General features: G+C 62.9%; 13 protein-coding genes and 1 pseudogene. 10 read left to right on the top strand and 4 right to left on the bottom strand.

Translation table 11 applies throughout. From position 1 onward, the window contains the following. Window positions 1-61 precede the first annotated feature (61 nt). On the bottom strand, window positions 62-1,255 hold the full coding sequence (locus tag AWB94_RS32695; protein ID WP_234811964.1) for an NlpC/P60 family protein: 1,194 nt from the start codon (window positions 1,253-1,255) through the stop codon (window positions 62-64). A gap of 444 nt (window positions 1,256-1,699) precedes the next feature. Between AWB94_RS32695 and AWB94_RS32690 the strand changes: the two genes are divergently transcribed. The 3 genes from AWB94_RS32690 to AWB94_RS32680 all read left to right on the top strand — a co-directional run bounded on the left by AWB94_RS32690 (window position 1,700) and on the right by AWB94_RS32680 (window position 3,668). Further along, a complete protein-coding gene (locus AWB94_RS32690; protein WP_234811963.1) occupies window positions 1,700-1,912 on the top strand; it encodes a hypothetical protein in 213 nt (70 codons plus the stop codon). Between the two features lie 260 nt (window positions 1,913-2,172). Then, window positions 2,173-2,580 (top strand): four-helix bundle copper-binding protein, encoded by a 408-nt coding sequence (locus tag AWB94_RS32685; protein WP_084395221.1) that lies wholly within the window; start codon window positions 2,173-2,175, stop codon window positions 2,578-2,580. A gap of 419 nt (window positions 2,581-2,999) precedes the next feature. Continuing rightward, window positions 3,000-3,668 (top strand): DUF305 domain-containing protein, encoded by a 669-nt coding sequence (locus tag AWB94_RS32680; RefSeq protein ID WP_062657481.1) that lies wholly within the window; start codon window positions 3,000-3,002, stop codon window positions 3,666-3,668. Between the two features lie 248 nt (window positions 3,669-3,916). Here AWB94_RS32680 and AWB94_RS35985 read toward each other — a convergent pair whose 3' ends face one another. Next, window positions 3,917-4,081 (bottom strand): hypothetical protein, encoded by a 165-nt coding sequence (locus AWB94_RS35985; RefSeq protein ID WP_230023082.1) that lies wholly within the window; start codon window positions 4,079-4,081, stop codon window positions 3,917-3,919. 447 nt (window positions 4,082-4,528) lie between these two features. On the opposite strand from AWB94_RS35985, the gene lpqS reads away from it, so the two are divergent. The 4 genes and pseudogenes from lpqS to AWB94_RS32660 all read left to right on the top strand — a co-directional run bounded on the left by lpqS (window position 4,529) and on the right by AWB94_RS32660 (window position 8,873). Beyond that, window positions 4,529-4,948 carry a putative copper homeostasis (lipo)protein LpqS gene (gene lpqS / locus AWB94_RS32675; protein WP_109762326.1) on the top strand — a complete coding sequence of 140 codons (420 nt, stop codon included), beginning with the start codon at window positions 4,529-4,531 and terminating at the stop codon, window positions 4,946-4,948. A gap of 107 nt (window positions 4,949-5,055) precedes the next feature. Next, window positions 5,056-6,168, top strand: coding sequence for a PLP-dependent cysteine synthase family protein (locus AWB94_RS32670; RefSeq protein ID WP_062657483.1), 1,113 nt, complete (start codon window positions 5,056-5,058; stop codon window positions 6,166-6,168). Further along, on the top strand, window positions 6,168-7,427 hold the full coding sequence (locus tag AWB94_RS32665) for an MFS transporter (protein WP_062657484.1): 1,260 nt from the start codon (window positions 6,168-6,170) through the stop codon (window positions 7,425-7,427). Before AWB94_RS32670 ends, AWB94_RS32665 begins: the two co-directional genes overlap by 1 nt. 98 nt (window positions 7,428-7,525) lie before the next feature. Continuing rightward, window positions 7,526-8,873, top strand: a pseudogene (locus tag AWB94_RS32660) (hypothetical protein). Between the two features lie 365 nt (window positions 8,874-9,238). Here AWB94_RS32660 and AWB94_RS32655 read toward each other — a convergent pair. Next, window positions 9,239-9,820, bottom strand: coding sequence for a TetR/AcrR family transcriptional regulator (locus AWB94_RS32655; RefSeq protein ID WP_062657485.1), 582 nt, complete (start codon window positions 9,818-9,820; stop codon window positions 9,239-9,241). Between the two features lie 101 nt (window positions 9,821-9,921). Between AWB94_RS32655 and AWB94_RS36385 the strand changes: the two genes are divergently transcribed. Together AWB94_RS36385 and AWB94_RS32645 are read left to right on the top strand one after the other, a co-directional pair. Then, window positions 9,922-10,635: a DUF2218 domain-containing protein gene (locus AWB94_RS36385; protein WP_084395222.1), complete on the top strand. Its 714-nt coding sequence runs from the start codon at window positions 9,922-9,924 to the stop codon at window positions 10,633-10,635. Then, the gene (locus AWB94_RS32645) at window positions 10,632-11,447 is read left to right on the top strand and encodes an alpha/beta hydrolase (protein ID WP_062657487.1); all 816 of its coding nucleotides are present in this window, start codon (window positions 10,632-10,634) and stop codon (window positions 11,445-11,447) included. Before AWB94_RS36385 ends, AWB94_RS32645 begins: the two co-directional genes overlap by 4 nt. Before the next feature lie 244 nt (window positions 11,448-11,691). Here AWB94_RS32645 and AWB94_RS32640 read toward each other — a convergent pair whose 3' ends face one another. Further along, the gene (locus AWB94_RS32640) at window positions 11,692-12,534 is read right to left on the bottom strand and encodes a F510_1955 family glycosylhydrolase (protein WP_062657488.1); all 843 of its coding nucleotides are present in this window, start codon (window positions 12,532-12,534) and stop codon (window positions 11,692-11,694) included. A 180-nt stretch (window positions 12,535-12,714) separates the two neighbouring features. Between AWB94_RS32640 and AWB94_RS35405 the strand changes: the two genes are divergently transcribed. Next, the gene (locus tag AWB94_RS35405; protein ID WP_062657489.1) at window positions 12,715-12,918 is read left to right on the top strand and encodes a hypothetical protein; all 204 of its coding nucleotides are present in this window, start codon (window positions 12,715-12,717) and stop codon (window positions 12,916-12,918) included. Window positions 12,919-13,107: the final 189 nt, after the last annotated feature.

Below are 13,107 nucleotides of genomic sequence, written 5' to 3'. Positions count from 1 at the left end.
CTCATTTTCGAGAGACCTCGACCTCTATCCCGGCAACGACGCGCCAACCACCTCTACACCCTCATCTGTGAAGAGCCAGTTTGATGCCGACGCCGGCGAAGGCGTACAGCATCAGTCCTGAGCAGTCGAAGCCGACGGTGTTGGCTCCCTGATCGATGCCCCGCGAGGGTCCGTTGGCGTTGCCGCCACCCCACGAATAGGGAACTCCGAGTTGCGACGTGGCGCGTCGGATCACGAATTCGGAGGCCTGGCGGCCATACAGGCGGGGAATGCGTCCATTGGTGATGCCGGGGTCGGCGGCAGCGGTCGCCGGAGACAAAATGCCCAGATTGTTGGTGAGGAAGTTGCGGCCCATGTCGGCGGTCAGTTGGGCCGAGGTCGCCATGATTTTGAGAACGGCATTTATGACGGCGATCGGGTCGCCGGTCACGTTCGCGCTGGGCGCCATCGGCAGCGTGGTATCCCATTGTTCGGCGCCGGCGCGGTCCGCCGGAGACGGGCTGGGACGGTCCCACTGCCCGCTGGGCAGCGCTGGGACGCCAGAGGGCGCAGGAGTGAGGGTGTGGGCGGCACCGGGCAGCGGCCGGGCAGCAGTGAGTCGCCGTTGTGCGGCGTCGCGTTCGGCGGCCAGCCGTGCGAGGTCAGACTGTTGGTTTGTGAATACCTGCTGTACGGCGAGCAGTTCGGCGACGGCGCCGTCCTGTCGGCGTTGCGCCTTGGCCGCTGCGGCGTCCGCATCCAGCTGGGCCTGCTTGACGGCGGAGAGCCTGTTGGCCCGTTCGGTCTGGCTGCGGCGTAGGTCGTGTTTCACTCCGCTGAAAGCGATGAGATACATCTGCTGCGTCGAGGCCGCCGACAAGATGTCTTCAGGGCTTCGTGCCAGCGGCAGTGCGCCGGAAGGCTCGCTCATATAGGTGGAGGCGGCGAACTCGTCGAATCGCTGTTGGGCAGCGTCGATGTTGGTCTGGCTGTCGGCGAGTGCCTTCTCGCTTTCGGCGGTTCTGCGGTGCGCCCCGGAGAGCGCCTCGCGGGCACTGGCAACCTCGACCAGGGCCCGATTGACGCTCTCCTGCTGGTGTTGGATGTCAGCGCCGATATCGGCAACATGCTGGTTGGCTTCGGCAACGGCAGCGGTCAGAACCGCAAGCGTGTCGCCATCACCACTTTCGTGCCCGGCCACTGCGGTGCCCGAAGAGCCAACGACCAGCATCGAAGCAAGCAGCCCAGCGGTGAGAAATGAAGTGAGGTGCCGCATCGATTCTCCTGAGTGGGATGACTGACGTCGGCCACAAATGAAGCCAGGCGCGCTGAGACACTTGTGGTCGATGTCCTACTACTGCGATAAGTACGTAGTGCAATAGTGCGTAGCTGGAACGTACATCACTGCCGCATCAGGAGAAACGTCTGTCACAATCACGATGCAATAACACCTCGACCAGGCTTACCGATGCGGGGTCGGCATCGGAGGTGGAGAAGCCTTGCAGTAGGTCGCATCTCGCCTGGCGGCGGCTTCATTAGGAAGCTGCAGGAATCGGCCACCTCGTCAGATCCAGGCGGGGGTTGCAGCGCACGGAACAGCGAAGATCCGGCGATCTCGAAGCGGTGATCATGAACTGAAGTGTGGACCACCAAGAGCTGATCACGGTTCGCGGCGTCTTAGAGGAGTTGTCCGATCGCCTGCGTCGCCGCGATGTCGACCATGGACAAGTCGACCATGGACAACCTGTATCGCAAGCGGCGGCGCGGGCGGCACAGCCTATCTCCACAGGGCGGCGATGAGTCGCGAACAGCGTTCAGCGCGTCTGATGACGGCCGCGTTCGATTCCGGAGGCGTACCACCACAGCGTTCACCGCCGAGCAGATGAATGCCGAGCAGTCAGCTCAAGTAAAGGCGGCGCTGCGTAAAGGCTGATGATCATGACCACTGCGCTATGGCTGGCCACCTCATGGAGGCGTCAGGTGCGCGTTTCGTAGAGGAGCGAAGGCAGCGCCTGCGCCTGCGCCTGCGCCTGCGCCTGCTGCAGAACATAATTCGAGCGGCTACATCTACGTAGTTGCTACAGATTTCTCGATCCAACGGCGTGTCATCCACTCAGGCGCGGGGTATCCGTGCGAAGGCGGGACCGGCACGCGCCTACAGATCCATTGCGAAGACAGTTTAGGAAAGGGAATATGAGTACCGTATCGCAAATGCTCGACGCCTACCCAAAAGACCTGGGAGGTATAAACGAGGTGAGTCTGGTGGCTTGTATCGAGGCATGCCAGTCGTGCTCTCAAAGCTGTTCAGCGTGCGCCGATTCGTGCCTGAGCGAGGATTCGGTTTCCGACCTCACCAGGTGCGTACGGACGAATCTCGATTGCGCGGACCTATGCGAAGTAACTGCACGTGTTCTGTCGCGCCATACCGGATATGACGCGAAGATAACTCGCTCCGTGCTCGAGACATGTGCGGCCATGTGCAAGGCCTGTGGCGACGAATGCACAAAGCATGCCGGGCATCACGAACACTGTCGGGTTTGCGCGGATGCTTGCCGCAGATGTGAACAAGCATGCCGAGAACTGATCGGCTCCCTGGGGTAGCCGACACCGCCTCGGCCGCAGCGGTCAATTGCAGGCCGACCGAGGAACGTCCCCGGTTCTCGCTAATTCGAGAACCCCTGATCCAAGGGTTGCCTCGTGCGGCTACGCAGCGTGTCGTTCAGCGGCGAAAGGTTCCAGCGGTTTCGTCCCGCCGGCGGCTTCAGCCGCCGACGCAAGCCTCATGAGCACTTTGCCGCGCAAACAATTCGCGCCATCGCTCACCTTGCCACGGTGTGATCTCAAAGTCTGTCTCAGACCGGTGCGCAAGGATCGAGTCGACCGACTGCGCAGTCTTCATGAGATCTTTATGGGAAGTGGAAGAGACCTATACTCGCGAGTCCGACGCTGAAGTGGCGGGCGCCTCCTGGTGGTGCCCTGTTGGCGCATGTTCGTCAGTTGAGTCGAGGAAAGGTGTGCGGATGCAGCGCAAACAGTATGGATATGGGTTCGTGGCGCTGGGGACGTCAGCCCTCGTTCTGAGTGCCTGTTCGGGTGGGGCCACCAGCGATGAGGCTGCCTCACTAACCTCTCCGGCATCGGTATCGAGCACGGTGAGCACGTCGGCCGCGGCCACAACGCACAATGACGCCGACGTGGCCTTCGCGCAGGGAATGATTCCGCATCATGAACAGGCGATCGAGATGAGTGACATGCTTCTCGGTAAGCAGGGTGTCGATCCTGCAGTGCTTTCCGTGGCCACCGACGTCAAGGCTGCGCAGGCACCCGAGATCGAAAAGATGCAAAGCTGGTTGCAGCAATGGGGCATTTCGTCTGCACCTGCCACGACCAGCACGGATATGCCTGGTCACGATATGTCCGGTGGTGACATGGGAGATATGCCCGGTATGGGCGATGGCGGCCACGGCATGATGTCCGAAGCTGACATGGCTGCGCTGCAGAACGCATCGGGCCCAGAAGCCGGCAGGCTGTTCCTGGAACAGATGATCGAGCACCACGAGGGTGCTATCACCATGGCCCAGCAGGAGATTGACAATGGTCAGTTCCCGGCAGCTATCGACATGGCGCGAAGCATTGTGACATCTCAGCAGGCCGAGATCGACGAGATGCGGGCACTGCTGGACAAATAGGGCAATTCAGCCATGCATCGCTAGTGGTCGGCGGTCATCCGAAGTCGCCTTGTTCTGCTGGTAATTCCACGGTGAAGGTGGTTCCGGCGCCTCACCCGCCGCTGGAAGCGGCGATGGTCCCGCCGTGTCGCTTCAACAAGACCTTTGGCGATGGCCAGTTCCAGGCCGGCTTCCGCGCGTGCCCTTATCGCGGGCCACCTCGGCTCGGTAGGACCGTTCAAAGATTCTCCGCCACACACACAGAAACTTCACAAGCACAGGACCGGGTCGATCGTGTTGTCAGCAACTATGGCCTCGAACTGCTCGCGTTCCAGGTAGCTGGCTACCATTTTCGCCAATCGTAGCTCGCCACCAACGACGCGCCCGGATAGCCCCTTGGTCGACGCCGATGACGCACGCGATGCTTGTTCCATGGTTCTCAGGTTGCCCCTCGCAGCGCGTTCGGGCCCACGTGATCAAACATGCGGCCAATCTTGAGCGGATCTTCACCCAGACATACCGAATCCTGAGTGTGGCTTCGAGAGCCTGAATATATGGCGGAAGCGGGGCCGACGGCCGGGCTTCGTCGCACCAATCATCAGTCTCAGCAAACTCTACTTCTGCGCAGGCTGCACGAGTCTCAACGGCGCATCTCCGGAGCGGAACCGTAGGTGACCTGGGTGTCTCAGTGTGGCGTAGCGTGTGTGACGCGCTGCGATTTCGATGAAAGGCACTGACCGGCAGTGGTTTCGAGGAACAGGATCAGTGTGATCTATGGCGTTCCCGCTGGCTCGAGTCGATGTCGCGGGCAGGTCACAACCCGATGTCGACTGTAGAGCCACGCTGGCTCCAGCGGATGCGCTGCTACAGTGGGCAACATTGTGAGCAACCTCGATACGACTTCGGTGCGGCGACGACGGGCATTCGCGGTCGCCATGATCGCGTTCTGGGTTGTGATAGTCGGCGCGGAGTCGGCGCTAGTGAGCAGACAGTCAGCGCCGCAGGCCCACAGCCCCCACGCACTGATTGCCCATGCTGCCGATGCCTCAGTGCTCGTGGCGATCGAGCACCCTCATGTTTCTCGTGGCGAGACCCCGCTCTCGCCGGACACCTTTGCCGAGGCGGTCCTTCCCCGCGGGACAGTTTCGCTGCTGATCGTCGCCATTCTGGCGTTCCTCGGGGGTGTTCCGCTGTTGTGGCGGAACCGAGTTGTGGCGGCCCCGCGCGGCCCGCCCCGGATTCGACCGCACACACTGTCCGGGCGCGAAGTACTTGCCCGGCTCTGCATCGCGCGACGCTGATCGGCCAGCGCCAGGCTGCGTCCCCTCCTTTCGGGGCGCAGTCGGTGACCGCTGCCCGTCATCAGTTGCCGCGCCCCGTCGCGGCGTCACAGAAGCGACATCACACGATGAATCATGTCCTGTCCATTCACGCTGCCCCTAATGCCCACTTGCCCGAGCTGCCCCACCTCGGCCGATACGAACGACCGGCCACCATGGTGGGTCAAACGCCGGTCCTGCGAATCACTGAGCCGTTCAGCAATGCCGGCCAGGGCTTTTGGGCGAAGCTCGAAGGATTCAACCCCGGGGGGATGAAGGACCGTCCAGCGCTGCACATGGTGGCCCGCGCTCGCGCTTGCGGCGCCCTCGTCCCAGGTGCCCGCATCGTCGAATCAACCAGCGGCACCCTGGGTCTGGGACTGGCTCTGGCCGGCACGGTCTATGGTCACCCGGTGACCCTTGTCACCGACCCTGGCTTGGAACCGATCATTCAGAACATGCTTGCCGCGTTCGGCGCACAAGTCGAGCTCGTCACCGAACCCCATCCGCACGGCGGCTGGCAGCAAGCCCGTAAGGATCGCGTGGCCGAGATCGTGCAATCCGATCCACACGCCTGGCATCCAGATCAGTACAACAATCCGCACAACGTCGAGGCCTACCGCGGATTGGCCCTCGAGCTGCACCAGCAATTGGGGCCGGTAGACGTACTGGTGTGCTCGGTGGGGACCGGAGGTCATTCGGCAGGCGTCGCACGCGTCTTGCGGGAGTTCAATCCAGGGATGAAACTGATCGGCGTCGATACCGTGGGCTCCACCATTTTTGGTCAAACGGCCAGCACCCGGCTGATGCGCGGACTGGGTTCGAGCATCTATCCCGGAAACGTCGATTACCGCGCCTTCGATGAAGTGCACTGGGTGGCTCCGCAGGAAGCCGTCTGGGCATGCCGCACGTTGGCCTCCACCTACTATGCCAGTGGCGGATGGAGTGTCGGAGCGGTCGCGCTGGTCGCGGGCTGGGCCGCGCGCACCGCAGCGGCCGGCCAGACGATCGCCGCGGTCTTCCCCGACGGTCCCCAGCGATATTTCGACACCGTGTACAACGATGATTACTGCCGGACACACGGGCTGCTCGATGTCACGCCGGCATCAGAGCCGGCCACCATCGATGACCCGATGTCGCAAGCGGTCACGTCCTGGACCCGGTGCGCGCACGTCGTGGATCCCACGAAGGCGGGCCGCTGATGGGTCTGGTCTCGCAATTCCGTAGTTTTGGTTGGCCGAGTCGGCTGCTCATGGTCAATCAGTTCGGGATCAATCTGGGTTTTTACATGCTGATGCCGTATCTGGCCACGTATCTGGCGGGTCCTCTGGGGCTGGCAGCGTGGGCGGTGGGCCTGGTTCTGGGCGTGCGCAACTTCTCCCAGCAGGGGATGTTCATCGTGGGCGGCACATTGGCCGATCGGCTTGGCTACAAGCCGCTCATCGTCGCGGGATGTGTGCTGCGTACAGCGGGATTCGGACTGCTGGTCGTCGCTGATTCTCTGCCCGCAGTGCTGATCGCTTCGGCCGCTACAGGATTCGCGGGTGCACTGTTCAATCCGGCTGTGCGGGCCTACCTCGCGGCGGACTCAGGTGCGCGACGGGTCGAGGCGTTCGCGCTGTTCAATGTCTTCTACCAAGCTGGCATCCTCGCAGGCCCCTTGGTCGGGCTGGCATTGATGATGCTGGACTTCCGTGTCACCGCAGCGGCTGCAGCCGTCGTCTTCGCCGTGCTCACCGTCGCGCAACTCTTCGCGCTACCTCAGCACAGCGGGGACGCGCCGACTGAAAAGACCTCGGTGCTTGCCGACTGGCGCACGGTGATCGCCAACCGCTCATTTCTGTTGTTCGCCTTGGCGATGACCGGCTCCTACGTACTGTCGTTTCAGGTGTACCTGGCGCTGCCGCTGCACGCGGGACTCATTGCTCCGCAGCAACAGTCGACGGTCGTGGCAGCGGTGTTCGTTGTGTCGGGGTTGGTGGCGGTCCTTGGGCAGCTGCGTATCACCCGGTGGTTCGCCGCCCGGTGGGCGCCGGGGCGCTCCCTGTCGGTGGGGTTAGTTGTCCTTGCGGCCGCGTTTGTGCCGCTGATCGTCATACCGGACACACAGCGTTTCGGTGTGGTCGCCGCCGGGGGCGCGCTCCTGGTTGCCGCGGCGGTGCTGGCCGTCGGTTCCGCGGCGGTGTTCCCGTTCGAGATGGATACGGTCGTCTCGTTGTCGGGTAACCGCCTGGTCGGCACTCACTATGGCTTTTACAACACCATCGTGGGCGTCGGTATCCTTGCGGGAAACCTAGCTACCGGAACGTTGATGCAAGTCGCGCGCGATGCCGGAACCGAGGAGCTGATCTGGGTGGCGTTGGCGGTGGTCGGACTGGTGTCAGCGGCTGCGCTGTACCACCTGGACCGCACTGGTCGTCTTGCACCGCCGCATATGGTCGCGCCGAGTTCAACAACCTGACCTCACGAGTTCCGGTCGCGTCGCGATTGCACGATGCACATGTCACCGTCGTCACCATCGAAGTTCGTCCTTGATGCTCGAAGACTGCTGAGACGTTGCTGGCTCACGGGGTAGGTGGGTCCACCGATCTCCCGGTGCCCTTGCCGTACGCGCTGATTGGGGCGGCATGGGCGATAGCTGCGACATTCGCGGTGGTGGCCGTTGCCTGGCGGACCCCGCGATTCGACGCGGGTAAGCCGGGTCGCGAGCTACCGGCTTGGGCGACTGCGGCAGTGGACTCCCCGGTTACCCGATGGGCAGCCGCCACGGCTGCCTTCCGTTTCACAGTCTGGATGGTTGTCGCTGCGATCTGGGGACCACGGGACAGCGATAACGCTTTGCCAGGCGTGTTCTATGTCCTGCTGTGGGTCGGGTTGGTTGCGGTATCGGTGGTGCTCGGACCCTTCTGGAGGGTCATCTCACCGGCGCGCACATTGTGGCGGCTCTGGCATATCGGGCGGACTGATAAGGCCGTTGCGCAAGGGCCGGTGCAGCATCGGCCGAGCTGGGGATACTGGCCTGCAGTGGTCGGACTGTTTGCGTTCGTATGGTTGGAGTTGGCAAGTGCAGACCCGGGCTCGCTCACCGCCATCAAAATCTGGTTGTTGCTGTACGCCGTCGCGATGATCGTCGGTGCGGCGCTATTCGGATCGACATGGTTCGCTCGCGCCGACCCGTTCGAGGTCTACAGCGTGACAGTGTCGCGGCTCGCCCCGTTTCGGCGCAACCGGGCCACCGGACGCATTGTCGTCGGGAACCCGCTGGACCATCTGCCCACGATGCCGGTACGTCCGGGCACCGTTGCGGTGATGGGCAGTGCTGCTCGGATCGACCGCATTCGACAGCTTCGGGCAATCCGCGGCCTTCAACGTTTTCCTCGATCGCTATGCCGACAGCGCCGTTCCATTCCTCGGCCCAGAAGCAGGCGCTACGACGCTGAGGACCCTCGGCCTGCTCCTGTTCATACTCGTTGTCGGCGTGACGTTTTCGGCTGCGGCGCGCGCGACGGGCGGGGTGGGGCGTGAACAACGGCGCGAGCTGCCGGGGCTGCTCGCGCATAGCCTAATTCCCATCGTCGTGGGCTACATCTTCGCCCACTACCTGTCCTACCTCATCGAGCGCGGCCAGGAAACGATCGTGCGCCTGGCGGACCCCTTCGGCCATGGTTGGCAGCTCCTCGGGCTAGACCCGGGAGACGTCCAGTATGTTCTCTCGATGAATCCGACCCTGCTGTGGACCATCAAGGTCGCCTGCGTGGTGATCGGACACATGCTCGCGGTGATCGCCGCACATGACAAGGCTTTACGCGTCATACCAGTCGGTCATCAACTGACCGGCCAGCTCGCCATGATGCTCACCATGGTCGGATACACCTTCGCAGGCTTGTTCCTTCTGTTCGGGGCTTAACTCCCGGTCGCAGCCGCTGTCAAGTTCGCCTCGGTCACTGCCCGACCCAACGCGAAGTGACCGGAGACCGGAACCTGAGACAGGCGCGGTTGCATACGTTTTGGTCGCTGAGAACGCTGACGCGGCCTCTCATCAGAACGACAGATCAGTGGACATGGAAGACCCGCTGTTCGCGCAGGTCACAGTCGTGTCCCACGCATGTGCTGCGGTTCGTAGCCGCATGTTGACTCGTCACCTGCGCGCGACTGATGTCGCCGCCCGTGGGTCTGGCCGCCGGGGACCGTGCTGCTGTAGAGATCGATGAAAGAACAACTCGCACAGTTGATAGCGCACGTTGACGTCCAGAGGCGCTGGCGTAACGGCGATTAGCGAGAGTTCCTCAGCCCAGCGAGGGTGATGTCGACCAGGCGATCGACCGCGGCGGGAGAGGCAAGGTCGTTGGCAGCGGCCAGGGCGTGCAGACAGTAGCTGGCGAGCTCGTCAGAGGAGGCATCGCCGCGCACCTCGCCGTCGGCGGCCGCTTCGGCCAGCAGGTCGCTGATCATCGTGTGGAGACGCCGGTGAGCTTCCGAGACATGATGGCCCCGATGCAATAGGGCTGCAACAGCGCTGTTGTCCCGGTGCTCGTGGGACTCGCGGGTGATGAGCGCGAAGGCCCGCAGCACGGCTTCGAGACGCTCGGCCGGAAGGCCGGCCTGGTCGCGGGCGTAGGCGAGTTGTTCGAGATGATTCGCGATCTGGCGTTCGTGCCACGCCTGAAGCGCGGCTTCGACGTCGGGGAAGTACTTGTAGAGCGTGGCCCGCCCCACGCCAGCCTTCGCGGCGATTTGCGACATCGTCACCGAAAGCAGTCCGTGCTGGGCAATCAGGTCTGCAGTGGCATCGATCGCCGCTTCCCGCACGGCGTGCCGGTGAGAGGTGATGGTGTCGTTCCACAACTTGGGCACAGACCGCAGTGTAGACAATCCGCCCGCTGCAATACATTATGACGGTAGTGCGACACGTTGTATCGTAAAAGTGTCCGGTGGACGTCTCAGGAGGGGCCTATATGCCAACCGTTGAAGCTCGGGTTGTGACAGACCGGGCCAGCCGCTACCTGACCCAACTATGCCGACATGCCAACCAGATGCGGGTGATGTCAGTCCATCCCAGCGACCGCGGCGGCCCAATGCCCCCGAGGATCGAGCGTGTCGACTACACCGACACCATGGGGTCGGTCTATTTCGCCGAAGGGACGTTGACCTTGCGGGCAGGTGCGGACGTGCTTGTTCTGCGGCTGGAAGCCGCAGACCACGAGCGCTTGCGCCAACTTGAGGACACCGTTGCCGCCCGACTGCAGACGATAGGTCGACCCGACTGTGTGACTGTGGACTGGCAGGGGCTGGGAGTTTTACCGATTGTGACTGATGGCGAGGCAGACCGTGTGGCGCTGTCGCGTGGGCTTGTCGTGAGGAGGCCGTGGTGGCGCTCGCGACTGGGATGGAGCGGGTTGGCTGCCGTCGGCGTCGCCGCGCATTTAGGGCTGGGTGGAACCGCTATAGCCGCCGTGACATGGACGGGTTGGGTGGGCAACACCGTGATGCTCATCATCCTGGCCACGATGGTGGTCCTAGTCGCGCACCTGGGGATGCGGCGCTATCGAGGCCTTGGGGGCGTAGCCATGCACGCCGGCCGGAGGAAACGGCACCAGCGCCCGGGTGCCACATCCGCGACCGACCCGGGCGAAGCGCCACCACCCTCCGCGGTACAGCGGCGTCCATGACTGTCCTGGACGCGCCTGGTGCCCAGCTGTATTTCGAGGTCCACGGCCAAGGTCCGCTGATGGTCATGATTCCCGGGGCCGGCGGCGCGGCCGACAGCTTCCGCATGGTCGCCGAACATCTTGCGGCCGACTACACCATCGTCCTCTACGACCGGCGTGGATTCTCTCGTAGCCGACTCGACGGGCCGCAGGACTATTCACACCGCCTGAACACCGACGCTGATGACGTGCGGAGGTTGATCGAGCATGTCGGCGGTGGACCGGCGACGGTATTCGGCGCCAGCTCAGGAGCGATCGTCGCCCTCGAACTGCAGACCCGTCACCCCGAGGTCGTGCACGCACTCGTACCGTTCGAACCGCCAGCCGTGCTACAGCTGCCCGACGGGGACAGCTGGGTGAAGTTCTTCCACCAGGTCTATGACCTCTACAAGCACGCCGGCACCGGGCCGGCCATGCAGAGGTTCCGCGCACAGACCTTCCCACACAGCGATCAGCAGGTCATGAATGCGGTTCCTCGCAACGAGGCCAACTCCATCTACTGGTTCGAACACGAACTCCGCCAATACCCTGCAGTGCAACTCGACCTAAATTCGCTTAGCCTCCATGCGGAACGAATCCTGCTGGCCGTCGGACGAGAAGCCCGTGGCTATCCCGCTCACGACGTAAACGTGGTGCTGGCGCGGAAATTTGGCCGCAACACCGTCGAACTGCCGGGCGGTCACGTCGGGGCCGTGTCCCACCCGGCCGAATTCGCACAGGAACTCACCACTGCTCTCAACCCAGGTTCAACCAACCGCCACCGACCGGCCTAACACCCGTGCGCCCCACCGTAGGTTGCTATAGACCGAGACCGCCACTCGCGCCAGGGAATTGGACCACTCATCCTGCAGGGGCGGCCCTCATCCGGCCCGAGTTCATTCAATCTGTGCCAGGATTCGGTCCCATTCTCGGCGCTGCCGGTGACCCAGCAGCGTCTTCCAGCGCCAACACAGTAGCCGCCGCGGCCGGCGACCGCAGTCGGTCGAGCATCGACGGTTCATCGGGACAGTCGTGTCTCTACTCGACAACGGTGAGGACGCTCACCGTGGCACCGTCGTCGGTGGAGCTGTAGATAGCGGTGTCTGTCGCGATGTAGACTCGGCCGTCGCCGGCGGCGAGAAGGGCTTGAGGTTCGGAGTTCAGGGCGTGTTGTGGCCGCCAAATCTGTCCGTTGTCAGTGCTGGTGTAGAGCCTTCCTTCAAGGTCGGCTCCGAGCAGAGGACCGCGTTCGGGCCAGCTGACGAACACCAAGGGCGGTGCACCGCTAATTGCACCAAACGTCGTCGCTCCGTCCGTGCTTCGGAGCAGCCCGTATTGGGTTGTCGCCAAAATCTCGTCGGCATCCTCGGGTGATACTGCAAGGTCGAAGGCGGCGATTTCTGCTCGCCGCTGCCAGGACTGCTCGTCGAGGCTGACCATTACAGCCCCGGACTGGCTGTCGTGACCATAGACCCGTCCGTGCCGGTACTCGAGCGCGTGGAAATCGGCGCTTCCGTGCAACGACACCGATTCCCAGGACTGGCCGGCGTCGCTGCTTTTGATCAGGCCCAGATGTGGCGGCTGTTGACGATCGGCCGGATCCGGGTGGCCGCTGGCCAAAAATTCGTCGGTCCCGGTGACAGTGAAGCCCATGAAGTCCTGCGCCAGATCGCTGACTCGCTGTGGCGCCTGACCGTCATCGACGGTATAGAGCCCGTAATGAGTTGCCACATAGAGAGCTTCGTCGGGCGGATTGAGACCGAGGCCGTGGATATGCACCATGCCCGGCACAATCGCGGGCGCGTCGTCGGGGGCGTTCGACGAACACGCCGCGGCCAGGACTCCGGTCACAATTACGGCAATGAATTTACGTAGCTGCACATCGACACCTTCTGGTCACGACTAATCTACGTGCTGCGATGGTAGCGAGCTGGCAACGCGGGCCTGTGGTCCGCCTCTATCGCGGGAGCGTCAGCCGTCGTCGATGTCGCACGGGTGTTGTATACCGCCGCCAGCGACACACTTTTGTGTGAAGGTTGATATCACCCAGGATTTCAGGGCGTGGGGGCAGGAAGGGGCGCCCCCGGCATCGAGGACATGCCTGGCATTGGCGACATCGAGGGCATGTCCATGGGTTGTTCCATCATTCTGTTGTTGCCCATGTTCATGGAGGCACAGCAACTGGGACGCGCAATCAAGAAATACAGGGCAACGGCGATGACAAAGAATCCGACCGCGATTCCTGTGATCGCCAAGGCTTGGTAGAGCCGTGGAGGCCGACCCGAGGTGGAGGGGGCGAGTTCTGTCATGATTATCCCTTCATGAGTGATCTGTCTCCAGATCAGACTTCGGTGCTATCTACGCGTGTATGTCGACACCCACGCAGCGGCTGCTCGTATGCACGGGTCGGTTGCGGCGCTCATTACTCTGCAGAGTTGACGGCGTTGGCTTAGA

This window comes from Mycolicibacterium canariasense, assembly GCF_002101555.1.
GTDB lineage: Bacteria > Actinomycetota > Actinomycetes > Mycobacteriales > Mycobacteriaceae > Mycobacterium > Mycobacterium canariasense.
This window is presented reverse-complemented; position numbering and strand designations above follow the sequence as displayed.